At 72.3% G+C, this 22,947-nt stretch carries 19 protein-coding genes; 4 read left to right on the top strand and 15 right to left on the bottom strand.

Going from position 1 to position 22,947, the window contains the following annotated elements:
• Positions 1 to 10: 10 nt before the first annotated feature.
• The 3 genes from AB0D85_RS46070 to AB0D85_RS46060 form a co-directional block, all read right to left on the bottom strand.
• Positions 11 to 2,989: a LuxR C-terminal-related transcriptional regulator gene (locus AB0D85_RS46070; RefSeq protein WP_362335535.1), complete on the bottom strand. Its 2,979-nt coding sequence runs from the start codon at positions 2,987 to 2,989 to the stop codon at positions 11 to 13.
• A 145-nt stretch (positions 2,990 to 3,134) separates the two neighbouring features.
• Positions 3,135 to 4,487, bottom strand: a complete 1,353-nt coding sequence (locus AB0D85_RS46065; protein ID WP_362335399.1) for a hypothetical protein — start codon at positions 4,485 to 4,487, stop codon at positions 3,135 to 3,137.
• A 102-nt stretch (positions 4,488 to 4,589) separates the two neighbouring features.
• Complete coding sequence (locus AB0D85_RS46060) at positions 4,590 to 5,552, bottom strand: YhjD/YihY/BrkB family envelope integrity protein (RefSeq protein ID WP_362335396.1); 963 nt, start codon at positions 5,550 to 5,552, stop codon at positions 4,590 to 4,592.
• Positions 5,553 to 5,764: 212 nt separating this feature from the next.
• Between AB0D85_RS46060 and AB0D85_RS46055 the strand changes: the two genes are divergently transcribed.
• Positions 5,765 to 6,226: a DUF6325 family protein gene (locus AB0D85_RS46055; RefSeq protein ID WP_362335393.1), complete on the top strand. Its 462-nt coding sequence runs from the start codon at positions 5,765 to 5,767 to the stop codon at positions 6,224 to 6,226.
• A gap of 14 nt (positions 6,227 to 6,240) precedes the next feature.
• Positions 6,241 to 6,519, top strand: coding sequence for an SHOCT domain-containing protein (locus AB0D85_RS46050; protein ID WP_362335390.1), 279 nt, complete (start codon positions 6,241 to 6,243; stop codon positions 6,517 to 6,519).
• Between the two features lie 13 nt (positions 6,520 to 6,532).
• Here AB0D85_RS46050 and AB0D85_RS46045 read toward each other — a convergent pair whose 3' ends face one another.
• From AB0D85_RS46045 to AB0D85_RS46020, 6 genes are all read right to left on the bottom strand, one after another.
• A complete protein-coding gene (locus tag AB0D85_RS46045) occupies positions 6,533 to 7,081 on the bottom strand; it encodes an O-acetyl-ADP-ribose deacetylase (RefSeq protein ID WP_362335387.1) in 549 nt (182 codons plus the stop codon).
• On the bottom strand, positions 7,078 to 8,487 hold the full coding sequence (locus AB0D85_RS46040) for an NAD(P)/FAD-dependent oxidoreductase (protein ID WP_362335384.1): 1,410 nt from the start codon (positions 8,485 to 8,487) through the stop codon (positions 7,078 to 7,080). Before AB0D85_RS46040 ends, AB0D85_RS46045 begins: the two co-directional genes overlap by 4 nt.
• An 85-nt stretch (positions 8,488 to 8,572) precedes the next feature.
• Positions 8,573 to 9,421 carry an inositol monophosphatase family protein gene (locus AB0D85_RS46035; RefSeq protein WP_362335381.1) on the bottom strand — a complete coding sequence of 283 codons (849 nt, stop codon included), beginning with the start codon at positions 9,419 to 9,421 and terminating at the stop codon, positions 8,573 to 8,575.
• 93 nt (positions 9,422 to 9,514) lie between these two features.
• Complete coding sequence (locus tag AB0D85_RS46030; RefSeq protein WP_362335378.1) at positions 9,515 to 11,320, bottom strand: gamma-glutamyltransferase; 1,806 nt, start codon at positions 11,318 to 11,320, stop codon at positions 9,515 to 9,517.
• A 125-nt stretch (positions 11,321 to 11,445) separates the two neighbouring features.
• Complete coding sequence (locus tag AB0D85_RS46025; RefSeq protein ID WP_362335376.1) at positions 11,446 to 13,143, bottom strand: LCP family protein; 1,698 nt, start codon at positions 13,141 to 13,143, stop codon at positions 11,446 to 11,448.
• Between the two features lie 242 nt (positions 13,144 to 13,385).
• Positions 13,386 to 13,748 carry a metalloregulator ArsR/SmtB family transcription factor gene (locus AB0D85_RS46020; RefSeq protein WP_362335373.1) on the bottom strand — a complete coding sequence of 121 codons (363 nt, stop codon included), beginning with the start codon at positions 13,746 to 13,748 and terminating at the stop codon, positions 13,386 to 13,388.
• A gap of 236 nt (positions 13,749 to 13,984) precedes the next feature.
• Between AB0D85_RS46020 and AB0D85_RS46015 the strand changes: the two genes are divergently transcribed.
• Positions 13,985 to 14,251: a GlsB/YeaQ/YmgE family stress response membrane protein gene (locus AB0D85_RS46015; protein ID WP_362335370.1), complete on the top strand. Its 267-nt coding sequence runs from the start codon at positions 13,985 to 13,987 to the stop codon at positions 14,249 to 14,251.
• A gap of 3 nt (positions 14,252 to 14,254) precedes the next feature.
• Here AB0D85_RS46015 and AB0D85_RS46010 read toward each other — a convergent pair whose 3' ends face one another.
• Positions 14,255 to 15,112 carry a class I SAM-dependent methyltransferase gene (locus tag AB0D85_RS46010; protein WP_362335367.1) on the bottom strand — a complete coding sequence of 286 codons (858 nt, stop codon included), beginning with the start codon at positions 15,110 to 15,112 and terminating at the stop codon, positions 14,255 to 14,257.
• 306 nt (positions 15,113 to 15,418) lie between these two features.
• Here AB0D85_RS46010 and AB0D85_RS46005 point away from each other — a divergent pair, with 306 nt between their 5' ends.
• Positions 15,419 to 16,102, top strand: a complete 684-nt coding sequence (locus AB0D85_RS46005; RefSeq protein WP_362335364.1) for a hypothetical protein — start codon at positions 15,419 to 15,421, stop codon at positions 16,100 to 16,102.
• A 39-nt stretch (positions 16,103 to 16,141) separates the two neighbouring features.
• On the opposite strand, the gene AB0D85_RS46000 is transcribed toward AB0D85_RS46005, so the two are convergent.
• The 5 genes from AB0D85_RS46000 to AB0D85_RS45980 all read right to left on the bottom strand — a co-directional run bounded on the left by AB0D85_RS46000 (position 16,142) and on the right by AB0D85_RS45980 (position 22,915).
• Positions 16,142 to 17,662 carry an NCS1 family nucleobase:cation symporter-1 gene (locus AB0D85_RS46000; protein ID WP_362335361.1) on the bottom strand — a complete coding sequence of 507 codons (1,521 nt, stop codon included), beginning with the start codon at positions 17,660 to 17,662 and terminating at the stop codon, positions 16,142 to 16,144.
• Positions 17,663 to 17,791: 129 nt separating this feature from the next.
• Positions 17,792 to 18,811 (bottom strand): TIGR03842 family LLM class F420-dependent oxidoreductase, encoded by a 1,020-nt coding sequence (locus AB0D85_RS45995; protein WP_362335358.1) that lies wholly within the window; start codon positions 18,809 to 18,811, stop codon positions 17,792 to 17,794.
• Between the two features lie 12 nt (positions 18,812 to 18,823).
• Positions 18,824 to 20,227: a dihydropyrimidinase gene (hydA, locus tag AB0D85_RS45990; protein ID WP_359225894.1), complete on the bottom strand. Its 1,404-nt coding sequence runs from the start codon at positions 20,225 to 20,227 to the stop codon at positions 18,824 to 18,826.
• Positions 20,228 to 20,321: 94 nt separating this feature from the next.
• A complete protein-coding gene (locus tag AB0D85_RS45985; RefSeq protein WP_362335353.1) occupies positions 20,322 to 21,164 on the bottom strand; it encodes a nitrilase-related carbon-nitrogen hydrolase in 843 nt (280 codons plus the stop codon).
• A gap of 170 nt (positions 21,165 to 21,334) precedes the next feature.
• On the bottom strand, positions 21,335 to 22,915 hold the full coding sequence (locus tag AB0D85_RS45980; RefSeq protein ID WP_362335350.1) for a PucR family transcriptional regulator: 1,581 nt from the start codon (positions 22,913 to 22,915) through the stop codon (positions 21,335 to 21,337).
• Positions 22,916 to 22,947: the final 32 nt, after the last annotated feature.

Raw genomic sequence — 22,947 nt, 5'->3', positions numbered from 1 at the left:
CCCCGGGGCGTCACAGCAGGCCGCGGTCGCGGGCCCGGCGCACGGCGTCGCCGCGGCGGCCCACGCCGAGTTTCCGGTAGACGCTCTTGAGGTGGGTCTTGACCGTGTTCACGGAGACGTACAGGTCGGCGGCGATCTCCTGGGTGGACATCAGCTGGGCCAGCCGGGTCAGCACCTCGCGCTCGCGGACGCTCAGCTCCTCCACCACCGGCACCGGCGACTCCTCGCCGGCACCGTGCCCGCCGTCGCCGAAGAGCCAGCCCGCGGCCAGGCCGCGCAGCGGCGGGCTCTCCAACAGGCGCCGGATCCCCGGTCCGGCGTCCAGGAACGGGCGCCGCAGCCGGTCCCGGCGGGCGTCCAGCAGCGCCCTGGCCAGCAGTTTGCCGGCGGTGCCGGTGTCTCCCGCCTCCGCCGCGGCCCGGGCGCGCACCAGGGTGGCCCGGACGGTCACCCCCGGCCCCGCGCCGTCCGTGCCGCACAGCCGCTCGGCCGCCTCGACCGCCTCCGGGCGCCGGCCGGCGGCGAACCGGGCCCACGCCAGCTCCGCGGCACACCCGGGCTCGTCCTGCCAGGGCAGGTCGTCCAGCACCTTGGCGGCCGCCTCCGGCCTGCCCTCGGCGAGCTGGACGGCCGAAAGGGCCAAGGCCGCGTGGGCCTCGGCCCAGGGCGAGGCCGCCAGAACCGGCACGCCCGCCTCGACGGCGCTCACCGCGGCCCGCGGCTCCCCGAGCGCCAGCAACAGCCGCCCGGTCACCAACGCACGGACCGCCTCGGTCACGGGATCGGGCGAACCGGAGCCGGGGGCGACCACCGCACCGGGAAGACGAGAGCCGCGAGCGACCACCGCGCCGGGCGGATCAGAGCCGGGCACAACCACCTCACCCGGCAGACCAGGGCCGGGAACAGTCGCCTCGGCGGGCAGACCGGACCCGTAGATGGCTGCCTCGCCGGGCAGGCCGAAGCGGGGAGTGATCGCCTCGCCGGGCGGATCGGAGCCAGGGGCTACCACGTCACCCGGCAGACCAGAGCCGGGAGCAGCCTCGGCGCGCTGACCGGACCGGAAGGTAACCGCCTCAGTGGGCGGATCCGAGCCGCGGGCGACCACCTCGCCGGACAGACCAGAGCCAAGACCAGCCGCCTCGGCGAGCAGAGCTCGGGCCCTGTCCAGTTCGTCTCGGTCGACGGCGACGGCGGCCAGTACCAGTTGGGCGAGACCGGCACTGGGGTGGTGCCGTCCGTCGGTGTACGGGGCCGCGGTTGCCGTCAGGGCCTCGGTCTCCGCCCTGCCGATCCAGCCGCCGAGGAAGTCGATCAGCGCCAGATGCGCGAGGCAGTCCTCGCGCGGCAGGGCCGTCGCCGCGTCGCAGGGGCCGGCGAGCACCTCGGTCAGCACCGCGCGGGCCTCGTCGAAGCGTCCGGCCCATACGCGCGTCGAGCCCAGGTGACCGAGCAGCAGGGCGGTGAGCTCGGGGTGCTTCGCCAGCAGTTGCTCGGGCACCTCGCGGAGCAGCCGCAGGGCTGCCGACATCGCCTGCTCGGCCCGCCCGGGGTCACCGGTCAGCCGGGCCGCCAGGGCCTCCAGCAGCGCGCAGCTCAGGCGGCCCGCGGCCGCGGACGGCCCGGCGGGCAGATCCTCCTCCGCACGGGCGAGGTGGGCCAGGCCGGCGCCGAGATCGGGTCCGGCCAGCCCGCGGGCCGCGCGCACCAGATCCACCGCCGCGCCCGTGGCGTCCGGGTCCATGCCGGAGAACAGCTCGGTGACATCGTTTCCGGCCGGGCCCGCGAAGAGCCGGCCCAGCGCCAGGTCGTCCACGAGTGTGCCGGCGGTGAACTCCCAGTCGCCCGCCGCCGCACCGTGCGCCAGCGCCTCCGGCACCGCTCCGGAGTCCCGCAGCCAGCGCGCGGCCCGCAGCTGGAGGTCCGGTTCCAGCCCCGGGAAGCGCGCCCGCAGATGCACCCGGAGGATCTCCGCGAACAGCGGATGCAGCCGGTACCAGGAGTGTCCGAGGTCCTCGACGAACGCGTTCTGGCCGTGCAGCTCGGCCAGCCGTGCCTCGACACCGCCGCGGTCCGCCACCGCCTCCGCCAGCTCGGGGCAGAAGCCGTCCAGCACGCTGAGGCGCAGCAGCAGGTCCTGGGTCTCGGCCGGCTGGGCCTTCAGCACCTCGGCGAGCAGGAACTCGGCGATCATGCTGTGGCCGGCCTCGAACTCCTTCAGGTACGTCTGCGGATCCGCGCTCTGCTGCGCGGCCAGGGCGCACAGACGCAGCCCGGCCGCCCAGCCCCCGGTGCGTTCGACCAGGGCGCGCACCGCCTCCGTGGGCAGCCGCAGTCCGTGCCGCGCCAGCAGCTCGGCCGCCTCCTCGGTGGTGAAGGCCAGCTCGGCGTTCCTGATCTCGGTGACGGCACCCGCGCTCCGGTAGCGGTGCAGGGGCAGCAGGGGCTCGGAGCGGGTGATCAGGATCAGCCGCAGTCCCGCCCCGGCGTGGTGCAGCACGAACTCCAGCTGTTCGGCCGCTTCGGGGGCGGCGAGCCGGTCGAACTCGTCGAGCACGAGGATCGCGGGCGGCTCGCGCCGGTTCAGCGTGTCGGCGATGCGGGCCAGCAGCCGGTGGTCGACCCGGCCCGCGTCGTCCGGGCCGGAGACTCCGTCGGGCAGCGGTGTCCCGGTGTCGTGGAGGGCGTGCAGCACATAGGCCCAGAACCGGCCCGAGCCCTGGTCCGCCGCCTCGACGGTGAGCCAGGCGACGGGCTGCCCAAGGCCGGCCGCCCAGTCGGCGACCAGCAGTGTCTTGCCGGCGCCCGCCGCGCCGTTGACCATCGTCAGCGGCCGGTCGAGGGCCTGGTCGAGGTGGTCGGCCAGCCGGGTCCGGCGCAGGAAGGTGGGCGGCCTGGCCGGCACGGCGAACCGGGTCCGCAGAAACGGCTCGCCCGGCTGATCGGCCGGTACGGCGGCCGGTCGGCGCGGGTACTCGTCCTTGCCGGCCACAGAGGTCACCACCCATGTCCGTCAGGCCGTCGTCGGCGCTCCACACGTTCAGAATCCCAGCGTTGCCGCCTCGGCGCAGGCCGCGGCCGTCCCGACCCCACCCGCCCCACCCCCCGGGCACCACCGGAGAGCCGACGTCCGGACGTCAGCCCCCGTCACCGGGCCGTCCGGGCTCCGTCGGCGGCGGGCTGCCGTCGACGCGGCCGGTGGCCGCCAGCAGGCAGAGCACGGCGAGGACGGCGAGCAGCACGATCACCAGCAGCAGGACCGTGAGCACGGTGGGATGGTTCCAGAGCGCGAAGACCAGGGCGACGATCAGCAGCGCGCCGAGGGTGACCCAGCGGCGGTGGGCGAGCGCCCAGGCACCGGCCCGTCCGGTGTGGACCTGGTGCGCGGCCGCCCACCGGGCCGCGGAGTCCGCCGTACGGTCCGAAGTGCCGCGGATCGCCACCGGGAGCCGTCCCGGCCCCACGAGGTACGCGCCGAGCGCGATCACCACGCCGAGGACGATCGCCGTACGCAGGCTGACCCGCAGGAAGCGCACCAGGGTGTCGAAGACGGCCGCGGCGGCGGCCCTGGACTGCACCTGCGGTGGCAGGTGGTCCAGGTAGTAGCGGCGGGCGACGACCAGGGCGACGGCGACCACCAGGCAGGCGAAGGCGGCGCCCAGCGCGGTGCGCGCGAGGGCTCGGCGCCGGGCCCGGGCGAGGAACACACCGGCGGCGCCGCACAGCACGACCAGGATCGGGAACCAGTTCCCGACGATGTCGAGGAGGTGGGCGCCCTTGCGGAACTTCGCCAGCTGTTCGGACTGGAACAGCACCAGCTTCTTGTCCACGTCCGGGATCTTGTCGGCGGGTTTCAGGCCGGCGTCGACCAGGTCCTGCTTGACGCGGTCGACGGCGGTGCCCAGATCCAGGGTGACCGTGCCGCCGCTGACCCCGATGGCGCCCCGGCCCTTGCCGGTCAGGGCGTGCACGACGGCCTGGTGGGCGTCGCGGTTGGCGGTCCGCCACAGCCGTGCGAAGGCGTTGCTGCGGACCACCCGGGTGGCGGCCTTGGCCACCGTCTGGTCGATGGCGGCGTCGAGCTGCGGCCCCAGGCCTCTGAGCGCGTCGGCCGCCCGGACGGGCAGCCCCTGCGACTGCAGCCATCCGGCGATGTCCCCGGCGACCTCCTGACCGTTCGCGCGGGCGCTCACGGCCTCGGTGATCCGGTGCACCGCGGCGTCCTGGACGGCGGGTTCCGTCGCCAGCGGGGCGACGGTGGACACATAGCGGTCGGTGTCGAGGACGATGTCGTGCACCCACACCGCGAGCAGGGCGACGGGCACGAGAATGCAGGTCAGCACGGTGAGGACGGCCGAACTCGTGGTGCGCGCGACCCGGCCGGCGGTACGGCCCTCGTGCCCGTGCCCGTGCCCGTGCCGCTCGGCCGCGGCCCCGGCCGGCGCCGGGTGGTCCGGATCCGGGGTGTGCGGAGCGGGCGGCTCGGTCACGGGCCCTCCGGCGTGCTGGGTGCCTGGTCGTCCCCAGTACGTCAGCCGGAGGGGCCCACCGCCCGTTCTGACGGGCCGAACGGGCGACGGAGACACCTCCCGTCAGGACGTGCGCGCGTCCCGGTCCCGGCGCCGCGGCGGGCTGCCGAGCCGGCCGGCGAGGAACGGTTCCTGGGCGAGGACCGCGCCGCAGCTGACGCTGACGGTGGCGGCCAGGCAGACCACGATCAGCCAGGACAGGAGCACGAACACCGACCCCAGGGAGCCGTACTCGGACAGGGCGTGGTTCAGCGCCCGCGGCATGTAGAGCCGCGCGGTCACCGTCAGGGCGGTGAGGGCGACCGCCGTGATCAGGGCGCCGGGAAGCAGGGGTTTCCAGGTGATGCAGCCGCCCAGCAACAGATGCTGCGTCCACCACCACAGGCCCACATCGGCGGCGAAGGTGATCGGGATGCCCAGCCAGGCCCCCAGGCCGAAGCCGTCGTGCAGCGTGCCCTGAAGGATCAGCGCGGTGATCCACAGCGCGAGCCAGGCCACCCAGCGCCACGGCGCGATCCGGCCGCCGCCCCGGGGGATCTCCCAGGCACGTTTGCACAACCGCTGCACGGCCCGGCTGACGGCGGTGGCCGAGATCAGCACCATCAGCCCGCCGATCACGCCGGTGGTCTGCCGCAGGCTCTCGCCCTGGGGCTGCATCAGCTGCTGGAGCTGGGCGTCGGCCGGACCGGTCAGTCCGAACACCGAGCGCATGGAACGGATCAGCTGGTCCCGGATCGCCGGTGGGGCGTACGCGGCGAACACGAAGAGCAGCGGAACGGCGGCCAGGAAACACTGGGCCGCCAGTCGGGTGCCGGTGTCGAAGATGTTCACGGACACCATGCGGTCCGCGAGATGGGTGACTGCGGGAAACCGGATCTCCGCCCGCCGGTGCACCGCCTTCGCCCGGGCGACCAGCCGCCCGATCCGCTCGCGCCGGCCGGTGCGCTCGCGCCGGCCGGTGCGCTCGCGCCGGCCGGTCGGCGGGTGCCGAGAGCCGGTGCGCGGCACCCGCCCGCTGGTAGGCATGGCATCGGTCCTCTCCGGCGTCCACAAGTGCGGGGCTGCGTCCAGAGTGCGGGGCCGACGCTCCGGTGGCACTCCGGAAGGCTTTCCCCGGGGAGCGGGCGCCCGGGACGACGGCCGCGCCGGTCCGCAGAAGTGCGGTGGTCCGGTGCGGGTGCTGCAATGAAGCTGCGGACAACCGCCCCGCACCGCCGTGTCGCTCGGGAGGAGTGCTCATGGACAGCGTCGAGGACATGGGTCCCGTCGACTACCTGGTGATCGAGTTCCCGGGCAGCCGCCTGACGGGTGAGGCCCTGCCCCTGCTGGTCGATCTCGCCGACCGCCGCATCGTGCGGATCCTCGATCTCGCCTTCATCCGCAAGGACGCCGACGGCTCGGTCGCCGCGCTGGAGTTGCGGGATCTCGGCGACGACGAGGCCGACCTGACCGTCTTCGAAGGGGCCTCGTCCGGGCTGCTGGACGAGGGCGACCTCGCCGAGGCCGGAAACGCCCTGGAGCCCGGCAGCTCCGCCGCGGTCCTGGTGTACGAGAACCTGTGGGCCGCGCCCCTGGCACGCGCGCTGCGGCGCAGCGGGGCCGAGCTGGTCGCGAGCGGCCGGATTCCCGTGCAGGCCCTGCTGGCGTCGCTGGACGCCGTCGGGGAACCGCCGCCGCCCGGGGGATCCGCTGCCGCGTGAGGGAGATGAGGGACATGCCCGGACTGCTGCGCGGGGTCGCGCGCACCGCTGTCGTCGCCGGCACCGCCACGGCGGTGTCCAACCGTGTCTCACGGCGCCAGGCGGGCCGGTGGGCCCAGCAGGACTACGAACAGCAGGCACCGCAGCCCGCGTATCAGCCACCGCCGACGCAGCCGGTCGAGGACGAGATGACCGCGCGGATCGGCCAGCTCAAGGAGTTGGCCGAGCTGAAGGCGCAGGGCGTCCTGACCGACGAGGAGTTCGAGGCCCAGAAGCGCCGGCTCCTGGCCTGAGGCGCGTGTTCCCTCAGGGGAGCTGCGCGGCGAACGCCTCGTACGCCCGCTCGTCGTAGAGCACGAAGCGGACCTCCTCGACGGCCGTGTCCGTCTCCCGGACCGTCGCCACGGCGATCCGGGCGCCGTCGTCCATCGGCCAGCCGTAGATGCCGGTGGAGATCGCCGGGAACGCGACCGTGCGGGCGCCGAGTTCGTCCGCGCGTTTCAGGGACTCTCGGTAGCAGGAAGCGAGCAGGTCGGAGCGGTCCTCCGCCTTGGAGTGGACGGGGCCGACGGTGTGGATGACCCAGCTCGCGTCGAGTTCCCCGGCCGTGGTGGCGACGGCCTGTCCGGTGGGCAGGCCCTTGCCGATGGGGGTCCCCCCGCTCGAGCGAAGCCGAGAGTGGGGGAGGGAGGCGCGCAGCTTTCGGCACTCCTCCAGGATCGCGGGGCCGCCGCGCCGGTGGATCGCGCCGTCGACGCCTCCGCCGCCGAGCAGGGAGGAGTTGGCCGCGTTGACGATCGCGTCGGCGGTCTGCCGGGTGATGTCGCCCTGGACGAGCGTGATGCGGGGGGTCATGACTGTCTCAGCCTCCTCCACACGGCCTTCGCCGCGTTGTGCCCCGACATGCCGTGCACGCCCGGGCCCGGCGGGGTGGCCGACGAGCAGATGAAGACGGCCGGGTGCGGGGTGCCGTACGGGAACAGGGAGAGTTTGGGGCGCAGCAGGATCTGCAGGCCGGAGACCGCGCCGGTGCCGATGTCGCCGCCGACGTAGTTGGCGTTGCGGGCGGCGAGTTCGGCCGGGCCCGCGGTGGCGCGGGCCAGGACGCGGTCGCGGAACCCCGGGGCGAAGCGCTCCAGTTGACGCTCCATCACCTCGGTGAGGTCGCCGGTCCAGCCGCTGGGCACATGGGCGTACGCCCAGAAGACGTGCTTGCCCTCGGGGGCGCGGGCCGGGTCCACGACACTGGGCTGCACGGTGATCATGAACGGCCGGTCGGGGGCGCGGCCCTCGCGGGAGGCGGCGCGCAGGGCGGTGCCGATCTCCGCGCTGTCCGCGCCGATCTGCACGGTCCCGGCGCGGCGGGCCTCGGGGGCCGTCCACGGCACCGGGCCGTCCAGCGCGTAGTCGATCTTGAAGACGCCCGGGCCGTAGCGGTAGTCCCGGTAGTAGTTGCCGAGGCCGGCGATACGGGCGAGCGCGGTGGGCGAGGTGTCGAAGATGTACGACCGCGCGGGCGGCAGGTCGTCGAGGCGCTTGACCTCGTAGTCCGTGTGGATCGCGCCGCCGAGGTCCTGCAGATAGCCGGCGAGGGCGTCGGAGATGGCCTGGGAGCCGCCCCTGGCCACCGGCCAGCCGCGGGCGTGCGCGGCGAGCGCGAAGACCAGGCCGATGGCGCCGGTCGCGAAGCCGCTGAGCGGGGCCATGACATGGGCGACCAGACCGGCGAAGAGGGTGCGGGCCCGTTCGTCGCGGAAGCGGCGCAGCAGCAGGGTGGAGGGCGGCAGCCCGACCAGGCCGAAGCGGGCGAGGGTGACCGGGTCGCGCGGCAGCGCGGTCAGCGGCAGGGACATGAAGTCCCGGGCGAGGGTGTCCCACTTGGGCAGGAACGGCTCGACCAGTCTGCGGTAGGTGCCCGCGTCACGCGGTCCGAACGAGGCCGCCGTCTCCGCGACGGAGCGGGCCAGCACGGCGGCACGGCCGTCGGGGAACGGGTGCGCCATCGGCAGCTCGGGGTGCAGCCACTCCAGGCCGTAGCGCTCCAGCGGCAGCGCGCGGAACGCGGGCGAGTTGATGCCGAGCGGGTGGGCGGCGGAGCACGGGTCGTGCCGGAAGCCGGGAAGCGTCAGCTCCTCGGTGCGGGCGCCGCCGCCGACGCTCTCCTTCGCCTCGAAGAGGGCGACCGAGAATCCGCGCCGGGCCAGCTCCACGGCGGCCGTCAGTCCGTTCGGCCCCGCACCCACCACGACCGCATCGAGCATCGACGGCACCTTCGGACCCCTTCGTCAGCCGATGGCCACTCGGCTTCAGGATATGCCGGAGGACTGACACCCTCCTCGCTCGGGGTTACCAGTGCGGGTTCTGCAGCAGGTCCACCACCCGGCGGGCGGTCGCCGCGTCGCGGGCCGCGGTGAACGGCAGGATGTTGCCGCCCGTGATACGGAACGGTTCGTCGCCGAGGGTGAGGTGGGCGCCGCCCGCCTCCTCGACCAGCAGCAGCCCGGCCGCGTGGTCCCAGGCGGCCTCCCAGGAGAACGCGGTCGCGTCCAACTCGCCCCGGGCGACGGCGAGATACTCCAGGCCCGCCGAGCCGCAGGCGCGCGGGGCGACGCCGTCGACCCACAGGGCGTGCAGCGCGCGCTTCTGCGCGTCGGTCGTGTAGTCCGGGTGGGAGGTGGCTATTTCGAGGTCCCGGCCCGGCGCGGGCGACCCGGCGAGCAGCCGTACGCCGTCGAGGAAGGCGCCCTTCCCGCGTACCGCCGTGGCCAGTTGGTCGCGGGCCGGGGCGTAGGTCCAGGAGGCGAGCAGGACGCCCCGGTGGGCGAGCGCGACCAGCGTGCAGAAGCCGTCCTCGCCCCGGACGAACTGGCGGGTGCCGTCGACCGGGTCGACGATCCACACCGGCGCGTCGCCCTGGATCGCCTCGTAGGTGTACGGGTCCGCGTGCACCGCTTCCTCGCCGACCACGACGGAGCCCGGCAGCAGGGCGCCGAGCGCCCCGGTGAGGTACTTCTCGGCCATCCGGTCGGCGTCCGTCACCAGATCGTGCGGCCCGGCCTTCTGGTCGACCTCGTCATCGGCGAGCCGCCGCCAGCGCGGCATGATCTCGGTGCGGGCGGCCTTGCGGATGGCGTCCTCGACGTCACCGGCGTGCTGGAGGAGAAACTCGTCGATGGTCTCCGTTGCTTCGATCATGTCCCCCATGAGAGCACGCGCCACTGACAATCCCCGCCGCCGGGGTGTACGGCCGATGGAATCCGGACGAACAGACGGCGCGGCATCCCGGAGTCAGCGCCCCACCGCGTACCCCTGCATCCCGCGCGGATTGGCCGCCGCCGACAGCACCCCGGTCTCCGGGTCCCGCGCGACCGCGCACAGCCGCCCCTCCGACCAGTCCGGCCCGACCGTCACGTCATGGCCGCGCAGCCGCAGCCCGGCCACCACCCGGGGGTCCGTCCGCGACTCGACGGTCACGCTTCCGGGGCGGCTTCCGCGCGGGTGGAAGGAGCTGGGGAAGCTGTCGTTGTGCCAGTTCGGGGCGTCGATCGCGCCCTGGAGGTCGAGCCCGCCGCGCACCGGGCCGCGCAGTGCGACGGCCAGGAAGAAGTGCAGCTGCCACTGGTCCTGCTGGTCGCCGCCGGGTGTGCCGAAGGCCAGCACCGGGACCCCGTCGCGCAGCGCGACGGACGGGGTGAGGGTGGTGCGGGGGCGCCGGCCGGGCGTGAGGGAGTTCGGCAGGCCCTCCTCCAGCCAGGCCATCTGGAGCCGGGTGCCGAGCGGGAAGCCCAGCTCGGGGACGACGGGGTTGGACTGCAGCCAGCCGCCGCTGGGGGTGGCCGCGATCATGTTGCCCCAGCGGTCGACCACGTCCAGGTGGCAGGTGTCGCCCCGGGTGCTGCCGTCGGCGGCGACCTGCGCGACCGTCGGCTCACCGGCGCCCAGCGGGTCGAAGGCGGTGCTCCTCCCGGCCTCCACGCGCGCGTACCCGGGCAGTCGCGGGACGCGTCCGCCGGGGCTGCCGGGCCGCAGCTCCTCGGAGGCCATGAAGCCGATCAGGCCCCGCCGCTCGGCGTTGTACGCGTCGGAGAGCAGCTCGGCCAGCGGTACCTCGGCCGCGTCCCCGTACCAGGCCTCCCGGTCGGCCATGGCGAGCTTGCAGCCCTCGACGAGGAGGTGGACGTAGTCGGCGGAGCCGTACCCGGGCAGCCCGGACGGCTCGGGCGGCAGCAGTGCGAGCTGCTGGAGGAGGGCGGGCCCCTGGCTCCAGGGGCCGGCCTTGCACACGGTCCAGCCGTTCCAGTCGTACGACACCGGGCGCTCGTAGCTCGCGGACCAGCCGGCCAGGTCGGCGGCGGTGAGGGTGCCGGTGTGCCGTTCGCCGCTGGTGTCCATGGTGGGGCGGGCGGCCTGCCGGACCAGGGCCTCGGCGATGAAACCGGAGCGCCACACCTCGCGGGCCGCGTCGATCCGGGCCTCCCGGTCCCCGGCGCCCGCGGTCTCGGCGAGCAGCCGCTTCCAGGTGGCGGCGAGGGCGGGGTTGCGGAAGAGCGCGCCGGGGCGGGGTGCCCGCCCGCCGGGCAGGTAGAGCTCCGCCGAGGACGTCCACTCCGTCTCGAACAGCTCGCGGACGCTCTCCACCGTCGCGCCGACGTTCTCCACGGGCGCGTGCCCGTGCTCGGCGTACCCGATGGCGTACCGCAGGACCTCGTCGAGGGGCTTGGTGCCGTGGTCGCGCAGCAGGAGCAGCCAGGCGTCGAAGGCGCCGGGAACGGCCGCGGCCAGCGGGCCGGTGCCGGGGACGAGGTCCAGGCCGAGCCCCCGGTAGTGGGCGACGGTGGCGCCGGCCGGGGCCACGCCCTGCCCGCACAGCACCCGCACCGCGCCGCCGGCCGGGGCGAGCAGGATCGGCACCTCGCCGGCCGGGCCGTTGAGGTGCGGCTCGACGACATGCAGGACGAACGCGCCCGCCACGGCGGCGTCGTACGCGTTGCCGCCGCTCTCCAGGACCGCCATCGCCGACTGGGAGGCCAGCCAGTGTGTGGAGGACACCATGCCGAAGGTGCCCTGGAGGGTGGGACGGGTGGTGAACTGCATCTGTCACCTCACTGCTCGCGCGACCGGCCGCTGTGCTCTGCCCGAACTGCCTGGCGGATACATGCTTCCACGGCCGCCGCGCGCGCAGTCCCCCTCCGCGACGATCGCCGCGGAGGGGGCGGCCCTCACTTGTCCGAGTCGGGCTTGCTGCTCGCCGCCGCGTAGGCCTGGCCCGGGGTCATCGGCACCCCGTTGAGGCTGACCGTCTTGTACTGGCTGACCTTGGCGCAGGTCTTGGAGTCGCTGGCGGTCGAGGCGTTGGCGTTGGAGACGGCGGCCTTGGTGTCGCCGGAGGTCGCCGGATAGGAGGTGCCGCTCGACCAGTCGCTGCCGATCACCAGCACCACACCGGTGCCGGTGCCCGACTTGATGTGCGAGCTGGGCAGGTCCAGGGCCTTGGCCACGGTCTGTGCCTCGGCCTTGTCGCCGCTGCCGTAGGTCAGGGTGGTCGTGGTCGCGGAGGCCGGGGCGTTGGCCGTGGTCGTGCCGGTGCTGAAGCCCTGCGAGATCAGGGAGTTCGCGATGGCGGAGGCGCGGCCCGTGATGGTGGTGCCGTTCTCCACGGTCACGGCGATCTGGGCCGCGGGGACGGTCGCGGTGGGCGTCGGCTTGGCGGTCGCCGAGGCGGCCGACGACTTCTTGCCCGAACCGGTGGTCAGCGACTGGTCGTTCGCCATGGTGGCGAACAGGTCCTTGGCGCCGGAGCCCACCACCACCCGGTTGCTGTTGTTCGGGTCGGGGGCGGTCTGCATCGTGGTGAAGGTCATCCGCTTGGTGGGGACCTTGTTCACGTCGGCCGCGAGCGAGATCAGCTTCTTCACGGTGCCGAGGCCGTCGTCCACGGTGAGCGCCTTGGTGGCGGCGTCCGCGAGGTCGTAGACCGCGGTCGGGTCGGTCAGCGTGCCCGCGCTCTTGAACTTGCGGATCATCGCGCTGAGGAAGATGTGCTGGGAGACGGTGCGGCCGAGGTCGCTGCCGTCGCCGAAGCCGTGCCGGGAGCGGACGAACTCCAGCGCGGCCTCACCCTTGAGGGTGTGGGTGCCCTTGGACAGCTTCAGGTGCGAGTAGGTGTCGTACACGTTGCCGTTGACACACACGGACACACCGCCGACCGCGTCGGACATCTTGACCACGCCGGAGAAGTCCAGCTTCACGAAGTGGTCGATGGGGATGCCGGTGAGCTGGTGGATGGTGGCCACCTGGCAGGAGGGGCCGTACTGGAGGGCGCTGTTGACCTGGCCGTAGTAGCCGGACGTGGACTCGCCGCTGTTGCTGTCCTTGCAGGCGGGGACGTCGACCATGGTGTCGCGGGGGATGCTCATGACCGTGGCGTTGGAACGGTCGGCGGATATGTGGACGACCATCTCCACGTCCGCGTTGCCGTTGCCGGTCTGCACGCCGGTCGTCTTGCAGCCGCCGCCGAGCTTGCAGTCCGCCGCGCTGGTACGGCCGTCGGAGCCGATCACCAGGATGTTGATCGGCGTACGCCCGAACGCGTCGGCCTTCTCACTGCCGCCCTTGCCGTCGAGGGAGACGCTGTTGATGTTGCCGTTGAGGTGCTGGTAGAACCACCAGCCCGCACCGGCCGTGACGAGCACCAGGACGGCCGTGACCAGGCCGAAGACCTTCAGTACCCGCTTGCCGCGGCCCACCGGCCTGGCCCGCCGGGACCGTCTGCCGCCGCCGGACTTGGCCGCCTGCCGGGCCGCTGCCCGGCCACCGGTCGGCCGCGTCCCGTCGGGCAGGGCACCACGCTGTCCCGGCACCCGGTCGGTGCGGCTGCGCGTGGCCTGGCCCCCCGGGCCGTCCCACGGGTCGGTCATCTTCCACTCCCATGAACGGTCGGGCCCCCGGGCGGTACGGCCGGCCTGTACTCGGCGGTGTACGGGCAGGCGTGAGGTGGGCCCACTTAGGTTGCGTGATTGCGCAATCTAACAAACTCACAGCCCTGGCAGCACAGACCCCACCCGAATTCACAGGTGAGGGATGTCATGTGAACCTTCGGCGCACCCCCGCCATCCAAGCACCCCGCACCGATCCGTCCCGCCGCCCTCGGGCACCGTCCTCAGACGCCGACCCCGCGCAACCGGCTCACCGGTGCGGGCGCCTGGTGCGTGCGCGCGGTCAGCTGCCCGACGGTCACCCGCACCACGGTCACGATGTCCGGATCGTCCACGTAGTAGATCTGCCGCCGTCCCTCCCGGCGGGAGCGCACCAGACCTGCCAGCTTGAGCTTGGCCAGGTGCTGGCTGACGGCGGGCAGGGCGCCGCCCACGCGGTCGGCGAGGCGGGTCACATCACTCTCGCCCTGGGACAGCACCCACACGAGGTGCAGCCGGGCCGGTGAGGCGAGCAGCCCGAACACCGCGGCCGCCTCGGTCAGCACCCCGTCGGAGGGGTCCGTGAAGCCATCGATGTTCTCCCCCACAGCCCGCTCCTTCCATCACAGTCACCGCACAGATGCCCACTCAGTGTAGGCGTGCGGTCACCGGGCCCCGCACGGCCTCCCCGCGATGTCCTCCACGCGTTCCCCGCATTGTCATGAGCGGGTGACAGATCATCGACGACTCGTCGTCAGGCACCGCCGGAGCCCGCCGTCGTTCATAAGCTTGCGCAACAAGGCAACTCAGCCAGGCAACACCCCGTACTGGGAGGACAACGAACGTGGGCATCATCGGCTGGATCATCCTCGGACTCCTCGCCGGAGCCATCGCCAAGATCCTGCTGCCCGGTCGCGACCCGGGTGGCCTCATCGGCACCACCCTCATCGGCATCGCGGGCGCCTTCGTCGGCGGCTGGCTCTCCGCCCGCTTCCTCGACCGCCCGGTGCAGAACCACTTCTTCGACCTCTACACCTGGGGAGCCGCGATCGCCGGCTCCCTGGTCCTCCTCATCGGGTACCGGGTGCTGTTCGGCAACTCACGCGACTGAAACTCACGCGACCGGGCGTCCGGCGGTGAGCAGATGCCCGCTGACACCGAGAAGTGACGGCTCGGACTCGATGCGCCGGGTGGCCGCGAGGACGGCCGCCCGGCGCCCGGGGTCGGCCAGCCACTCCTCCACGCCGCCCATGAGCCAGGCGACGCCCTCGACGCCGTACTGCCCGTCGACGGCGAGACCGGCCTCGGCGAACTCCGCCGGGGTCTCGGCGGGCTGGGCCAGATAGGCGGTGGTGAAGAGGCTGCCGTCCCGCTGGGAGGCCAGCCTCCCGTCCTCGGAAACGGCGTCGGCGACTCCACGCTGGACCGGTTCGAAGTAGCGCTCCTCGTGGAGGAGGTCGTGCAGCGCGGCGTACCGGTTGATGGTGGCCGCGACGACCACTCCCCCGGGCCGCACCGCCCGCCGCGCCTCGGCCAGCGCCCGTACCCGGTCGGGCCGTTCGGGCAGGTGGTAGAGCGGCCCCAGCAGCAGTACGACGTCGTAGGCGGCGTCGGCGACGGGCAGGTCCCGGGCGTCTCCGGACCGGGCCGTGACCCCGGGCAGCCGGGCCGCCTGGGCCACGTGCAGCGGCACCGGGTCGACGAGGTCGACGGTGTACCCGTCCGCGGCCAGCCACTCGGCGTGCACCCCGCTGCCGCCGCCCACGTCCAGCACCCGCGCGGGTGCCGCCGGCAGCAGCCGGCGCAGCACGTCCTGGGTGCGCCAGAACTCCAGGAGCCCCGCCCCCTTCCGCAGGCGGGCGTCCTCCTTGCCCTCGTTGTAGTAGGCGAGGACGTCCTCGCGCAGGGTGGTGGCGGCGGGCTCGTCCGCGGCGGTGGATACGGGCTCATCGGGCGTTGAGGTCGTGGTCATACGAAAAGGCTGGCGGCCGGAAATTCGGGTGCGCAAACGACTTTGCGGGCCCCCGGCGGACGTGACGGTGACTCCGGTCACCTTCGGAGGCCGGCTGCAGTCACGACATTCCGGATGTACAGGGACCGTGGACACACGACATTCCGGATGTACGGGGACGCCCTACGAACGGCGTCAACAGAGCTCCACGCGTGCCCCACAGGCAAGGCACGGATTCCACTTCCGCCCCACAGGTACTCGTGTGAAACTGGCGTCCCGTCCGCAGTGCGGACTCCTCCGCACACCGTCCCCCACGAGAAGTGCGACTTGCGACGCTCCCTGCCACTGCCGCTCGCCCTCACCGCACGCCTGACGCCGGTCGCCGTACTCGCCTGTGCGGGCTGGGTGATGGCGTCCGGTCCGGCCAAGACGTCCGACACCGCCACCGGTAACACCTCGTCCCAGCAGTCGACGACCCACTCCTCCGCCGACACCCCGTCGTCGTCCTCGTCGGCGACCACGGCCACGAAGACGTACTCCGCCTCGCCCGCCCCTTGCGGCAGCATCCCCGTGGCCACCGTCAAGTCGCTGGTGCCCGGCGCGAAGACGGCCGGCAAGGAGATCCCCTCCACGGACACCAAGCTGCGCCGCACCTGCTCCTGGAACGCGCTCAAGGGCTACGACTACCGCTGGCTCGACGTCTCCTTCGAGATCATGGACACGGACGCGGACGCGGCGAAGGAGTACAAGGACCGGGTCGCCGAGAAGAGCGGCGGCGGGGCCGTGCCGGGGCTCGGCGACAACGGCTACTCCGTCGTGAACCTCACCACCGAGGACAAGCAGCAGACCCGTGAGGGCGTGGTGATGGCCCAGGTCTCCAACGCCCTGGTGGTCGTCACCTACAACGGCAGCGACTTCGAGTCCAAGAAGGCGCCGAGCACCGATGTGATCAACAAGGGTGCCATCCAGGCGGCGAAGGCCGCGGTGACCGCGCTGAAGGGCAGCCAGTAGGAGCCCGGTGGCCCCGGGCTCCCTGGCCGCCCTTCGTGTCTAGGCCTTGCTCGGCGGGACCAGCAGGGTCAGCCCCATGTACAGCACCAGGGACGTGCCCAGGCCCACCGCCCAGCCGTAGTCGGCGAGCGAGGACAGCGCCGGGACGGGCCGGCCGTCGATCAGCGGTTTGAAGCTGGCGCCGCCGACCGCGAGGAAGCCACCGACGAGGAAGGCGATGACCGCCCGCCAGTTCCAGCCGCCGTCGTACCAGTAGCGGCCGCCCGTGCGGTACAGGTCGGTCAGGTCGAGGCGGGTGCGGCGCAGCAGCCAGTAGTCGGCGATGAGGATGCCGGCGACCGTGCCGAGCAGACCGCCGACCAGGCCGAGCCAGGTGAAGATGTAGCCCTGCGGGTCGGAGTACAGCTTCCACGGGAAGATGAGCACGCCGAGGACACAGGTGATCAGGGCGCCGGTGCGGAAACTGACCTTCCGGGGCGCGATGTTGGAGAAGTCGAAGGCGGGCGAGACCAGGTTGGCCGCGATGTTCACGGACAGGGTCGCGACGAGCACGGTGACCAGGGCGTAGAGCAGGCCGACCACGCTGTCCGTCTTGGCGGCCAGCTGGACCGGGTCCCAGACCGGCTCCCCGTACACGGCCTGCGAACCGGAGGTCACCAGGACGGAGAGGAACGCGAAGAGCGTCATGGTGGTCGGCAGACCCAGCGCCTGCCCCCAGGTCTGCGCCTTCTGGCTCCTGCCGTAGCGGGTGAAGTCCGGGATGTTCAGGCTCAGCGTCGACCAGAACCCGATCATGCCCATCAGCGACGGCCAGAAGATCTTCCAGAAGCCGCCGCCCCAGCCCAGCTTGGAGGGCTGGTCGAAGAGCGGGCCGAGGCCGCCGGCCTTGTTGCTCATCCAGACCAGCATCACGACGGCGCCGACCAGGACGAAGGGCGCGGCCCAGTTCTCGAAGCGGCGGATGGTGTCCATGCCCCGGTAGATGATGGCCACCTGGAGCACCCAGAAGAGCACGAACGACAGCCACATGGTCCAGGCGTAGCCGCCGATGTGCGAGGCGTTCGCCCAGCTGTCGCCGATCAGCTTGCCGGCGAGGAAGAAGATCGCCTCGCCGCCGATCCAGGTCTGGATGCCGAACCAGCCGCACGCCACCAACGCCCGTACGACAGCGGGGAGGTTGGCGCCGCGCACCCCGAAGGAGGCGCGGGCGAAGACCGGGAAGGGGATGCCGTACTTGGGTCCGGCGTGCCCGGTGAGCAGCATCGGGACCAGGACGACCAGGTTGGCCAGGGCGATGGTGAACACGGCCTGTTTCCAGTCCATGCCGACCGCGATCAGGCCGGAGGCCAGGGTCCAGGACGCCGTGTTGTGGGCCATGCCGACCCAGAGCGCGGAGAAGTTGTACGTGGTCCAGGTGCGCTTCTCGATCGGGACCGGCAGCAGGTCCTCGTTGGCGTACGGACCGCTGGGCGGCGGGGAGCCCGGGGTGAGCTCGACGCGCCCGTCGGGGAGGGCGACTTGACCGGAGATGGGTATGGCCGAGGGAGCGGTGTCGGTCATGGGCAGGCCAATCGGGGTGAGGTGGGACGGGAGAGAGGCCGTGCGGGGGGCTCCTAGGGGGGTTCGCCGTGGGGGGCGGGCCCCCTTCCCTGGACGGCGGGAAGGGGGAGATCAACTGCCGTACGGGGCTCAGCCGTTGACGGCCGGGATGACCTTCGTCCCGTACGCGTCGATGGTGGCCTCCTGGGCGTCGTGCATGTCGTAGATCGCGAACTGGTCGACGCCCAGCTCGCGCAGGGCGTTCAGCTTCTCGACGTGCTTCTCGGCCGGGCCGATGACGCAGAAGCGGTCGACGATCTCGTCGGGCACGAACTCGGTGTCGGGGTTGCCGCTGCGCCCGTGGTGCGAGTAGTCGTACCCCTGGCGGGCCTTGATGTAGTCGGTGAGTTCGTCGGGTACGGCGGCGGAGTGCTCGCCGTATTTGGAGACGAGGTCGGCGACGTGGTTGCCGACCATGCCGCCGAACCAGCGGCACTGGTCCCGGGCGTGCGCGAGGGCCTCGGGCGAGTCGTCCTCGGTGACATAGGCGGGGGCGGCGACGCAGATCGTGACCTCCGACGGGTCGCGGCCGGCGGCCACCGCCGCGTCCTTCACCGCCTTCACCATGTACTCGGTGAGGTAGAGGTCGGAGAGCTGGAGGATGAACCCGTCGGCCTCCTCGCCGGTCATCTTCAGGGCCTTCGGGCCGTACGCGGCCATCCAGACGGGCAGTCGGGCGCCCGGCTTGATCCACGGGAACCTGATGACGGTACCGCCGAGGTCGGCCTCTCCCCCGCTGCCGAGGGCGCGGATGACCTTCATGGCCTCGCTGATCCGCGCCAGGGTGTTGGGCTTGCGGCCCGCCACCCGCATCGCGGAGTCACCGCGGCCGATGCCGCAGACGGTTCTGTTGCCGAACATGTCGTTGAGGGTGGCGAAGGTGGAGGCGGTGACCTCCCAGGTGCGGGTGCCCGGGTTGGTGACCATCGGCCCGACCGTCAACTTCGTGGTGTTGGCGAGGATCTGACTGTAGATCACGAACGGTTCCTGCCAGAGCACGGCGGAGTCGAAGGTCCAGCCGTACGAGAAGCCGTTGCGTTCGGCCCGCTTCATCAGGCTGACGACCTTCGAGGCCGGCGGGTCGGTCTGCAGGACGAGTCCGAAGTCCATGGGGCGCTGCTCCTAGTTGAGGTACTGACAGGTGGAGCGCGGGGTGTAGACGCCGTGCCCGGCGTGTCCGGTGTACTCCCGCTCGGTGATGACGGGTACGCCGCGCGAGAGGACCGTCTCGACGCGGCCGGTGAGGCGCTTGCCCTCGTACGCCGAGTAGTCGACGTTCATGTGGTGGGTCTCGGCGGAGACGACCTGCTCGGCGTGCGGGTCGTAGATGACGACGTCCGCGTCGGCGCCCGGAGTGATGGTGCCCTTCTTGGGATACATGCCGAACATCCGGGCCGGGGTGGCGCAGGCGATCTCGATCCAGCGGCGGCGCGAGATGTGCCCGTCGACCACGGCCTGGTGGAGCAGGTCCATGCGGTTCTCGACGCCCGGGAGGCCGTTGGGGATCTTCGAGAAGTCACCGCGGCCCAGTTCCTTCTGGCCGACGAAGCAGAAGGGGCAGTGGTCGGTGGAGACGACCTGGAGGTCGTTGGTCCGCAGGCCCTGCCAGAGCTTGGCCTGGTGCTCCTTGGGACGCAGGGGCGTCGAGCACACGTACTTCGAGCCCTCGAAGTCGGGCTCGGCGAGGTTGTCGGTGGACAGGAAGAGGTACTGCGGGCAGGTCTCGCCGAAGACCGGCAGTCCTTCGTCACGGGCCCGCGCCAGCTCGGCGACCGCCTCCATCGCCGAGACGTGCACGACGTACAGGGGCGCGCCGGCCACCTGCGCGAGCTTGATGGCCCGGTGGGTGGCCTCGGCTTCGAGGAGCGCCTTGCGGACCTCGCCGTGGTACCGGGGATCGGTCTCCCCGCGTGCCAGCGCCTGTTCCACCAGTACGTCGATGGCGATGCCGTTCTCGGCGTGCATCATGATCAGGCCGCCGTTCTCGGCGGAGCGCTGCATGGCGCGCAGGATCTGGCCGTCGTCCGAGTAGAAGACGCCGGGGTAGGCCATGAACTGCTTGAAGGAGGTCACGCCCTCCTCGACCAGCAGGTCCATCTCCTTGAGCGTCTCCTGGTTCACATCGGAGACGATCATGTGGAAGCCGTAGTCGATCGCGCAGTTGCCCTCGGCCTTCGCGTGCCAGGTGTCCAGCCCCTCGCGCAGGCTGTGGCCGACGCTCTGCACGGCGAAGTCGACGATGGTCGTCGTACCGCCCCAGGCGGCGGCCCTGGTGCCGGTCTCGAAGGTGTCGGAGGCGAAGGTGCCGCCGAACGGCAGCTCCATGTGGGTGTGGGCGTCGACACCGCCCGGGATGACGTACTTGCCGGTGGCGTCGATGGTCCGCTCGGCGGTGAAGGCGTCCGCGGCGGGCGTTCCGGAGGCGGCGAGGGCGGCGATGCGGCCGTCCTCGATCAGGACGTCGGCGTGGATCTCGTCGGACGCGGTGATGACGAGTCCGCCGCGGATTACTGTCCGGCCGGTCATGGGGTCCTCTCCTTCGTGGTCATGTGCGGGTCCGACGTGGCTTGTCGCGCAGTTCCCCGCGCCCCTTACGGGGCGCTTTTTCCACGGGGCGCTATTAAGGCGCCGTAAGCGAGCCGTACGCGTCGGGGCGGCGGTCGCGGAAGAACTGCCAGCGGTCGCGGACCTCGCGGAGCTTGGCCAGGTCCAGGTCGCGGACGACGAGTTCGGTCTCCTTGTCGGAGGCCACCTCGCCGGCGAACTGGCCCTCCGGGTCCACGAAGTACGAGGTCCCGTAGAAGTCGTTGTCGCCGAGGTCCTCGACGCCGACCCGGTTGATCGCGCCGACGAAGTACTCGTTGGCGACGGCCGCCGCCGGCTGCTCCAACTGCCAGAGGTAGCGGGAGAGTCCGCGTGAGGTGGCCGACGGGTTGAAGACGATCTCGGCACCGGCGAGGCCCAACGCCCGCCAGCCCTCCGGGAAGTGGCGGTCGTAGCAGATGTAGACACCGATCTTCCCGACGGCGGTGTCGAAGACCGGCCAGCCCGCGTTGCCCGGACGGAAGTAGAACTTCTCCCAGAATCCAGGCACTTGGGGGATGTGGTGCTTGCGGTACTTGCCGAGGTAGGAACCGTCGGCGTCGATCACGGCGGCGGTGTTGTAGAGGACGCCGGGCTGCTCCTCCTCGTACACCGGCAGGATCAGGACGAGGCCCAGTTCGCGGGCGAGCGCCTGGAAGCGCTGGACGATCGGGCCGTCCGGGACCTGCTCGGCGTACTCGTAGAACGCCTTGTCCTGGACCTGGCAGAAGTAGGGTCCGTAGAACAGCTCCTGGAAGCAGAGGACCTGGGCGCCCTGCGCGGCCGCGTCGCGGGCCGCCTGTTCGTGGACCTGGATCATGGATTCCTTGTCGCCGGTCCAGGCGGTCTGGAAGAGGGCGGCACGAATCACTCGGCTCATCGGGACCTCCGGTCGCTCGGGCGTGTGTCGCTCGATGTGCGAGGAGCCTAGGAAGTCCGAAAGCGGGCTTCGACTGCCACGGTGTCACGTCTGCGGGCGCCCGGCGTGCCACCGTGTCACGCTGCCGATGACCCATGTTTCACCGCCGTTTTCCCAGGTCGTCGCATGTTTCACCCCTGTTGCGCGTCATGCGCGAGGAGCGCGATGTGCACGGAGGCCGCCTGCTCGAAATCGTCCAGGTCGACACCGAGCCGACCCTGTATCGCCTCCAGGCGGCGGTACAGCGCGGGCCGCGAGACATGGTGGAGCTGGGCGGTGCGGGACTTGTTGCGGCCGGTGGCGAGGTAGGTCCGCAGGACGCCGAGCAGGTCCTGGTCGGTGCCGGTTCCGCAGAGCAGTCCGTCCAGCTCGCGCTCGGCGAAGGACTGCACGTGCGGGTCGTCCCGCAGCAGCCGGATCAGGCCACGGAGGTGTACGTCCTTGAGCCGTACGACGGCCGGGAGGTCCAGGGCGGCCGAGGAGTCGGCGACCGCGTCGGCCACGTGCTGGGCCTCGCGCAGCCCGGCCGGTACGTCGTCCCAGGCGGTGCGCGGGCCCGCGGCGGCGACCACCGTCCCGGCCGCGGGCGACTCGCCGTGCAGCCGGGCGGCGAAGTGCGCCGCGAGGGCGTCGGCGTCCTGGTCGCGGGCGAGGCTGAGGAGGACGGCGGTGGTGCCCTCGGCGAGCTCCGCGACGAGGCCGGGCAGCCCCAACAGGCGCAGGATCTTTTCGAGTGGGGTCGGCTCGATGTCCCGGACGACGAGGGGTACGAAGGTCCGTCTGTTGACCGGCAGTCCGGCCGCCCGTGCCCTGGGCAGCAGCTGCCGTGCCGGTACGACCCCGGAGACCAGGTCGGTCAGCAGGCTCTGCGCGGACTGCTCCTCCCAGGTGTGCGCGGAGCCGCCGGCGAGCATCCGGTGCAGGACGACGGCCTCGGCGGCACGGTCCGCGAGGAGGCGCCCGCTGGCGGTGTCGCCGCGGTACCCGCACAGCATGATCTGGCCCCAGCGTTCCCCCCGTCCGCCCAGTTCGGCGCGGGTCCAGCCGTCGCCGGTGCCGCCGCCGGCCTGCCGGGCGATGCGCTCCCAGTCGCGCAGCACGTCGTCGACCGCCGACCGCTCCCCCGCGGTGGCGAGGACCCGGTGCGCGAGGTTGGTGACGACGACCGGGCAGGCGCTGTGCACGGCGACCTCGTCGAGGAGCCGCTGGAGGGGGGCGCCCGCCGTGATGAGGCCGGTGAGGGCGGTGCGGACCGACTCGGAGAGGCTGACGGCGGCGAACTTCCGCCGTACCAGCCGGGATTGGACCTCCTCCGTCAACTCGGCGAAGGGGAAGGGGCGGTGCAGGACCACCATGGGGAGACCGCAGCGGTCCGCCGCGCGGCGCATGGCGTCGGGCGGGGCCGGGAAGGCGCGGCCGAGACCGAGGACGACCGCGGCGGCCTCGGCCCGGTGCAGGGACTGAATGTACTCGGCCTGTTTGGTGTCGTCGCCGGCGAGCAGGACGCCGGTGGTGAGGACCATTTCGCCGCCGGTGAGCATGACGCCGACGTCGGGGGCCTCGGCTACGTGCACCCATCGGACCGGGCGGTCGAGATGGTCGGCGCCGGCGACCACCTCGGGGTCGCCGGCGAGGACGCGTTCCAGGGAGAGGACCTGACGGACCGACAGTATGGGGTCGGTGGTGTGTGGGGGATCCCAAGTGGCGGTCATCTTGCTTGTCCCTTGATCGGGTTCGGTGCGTG

The organism is Streptomyces sp. NPDC048277, assembly GCF_040652235.1.
Taxonomy (GTDB): domain Bacteria; phylum Actinomycetota; class Actinomycetes; order Streptomycetales; family Streptomycetaceae; genus Streptomyces.
The sequence above is the reverse complement of the archived record's forward strand: the minus strand, read 5'-3'. Positions and strand labels throughout refer to the sequence as shown.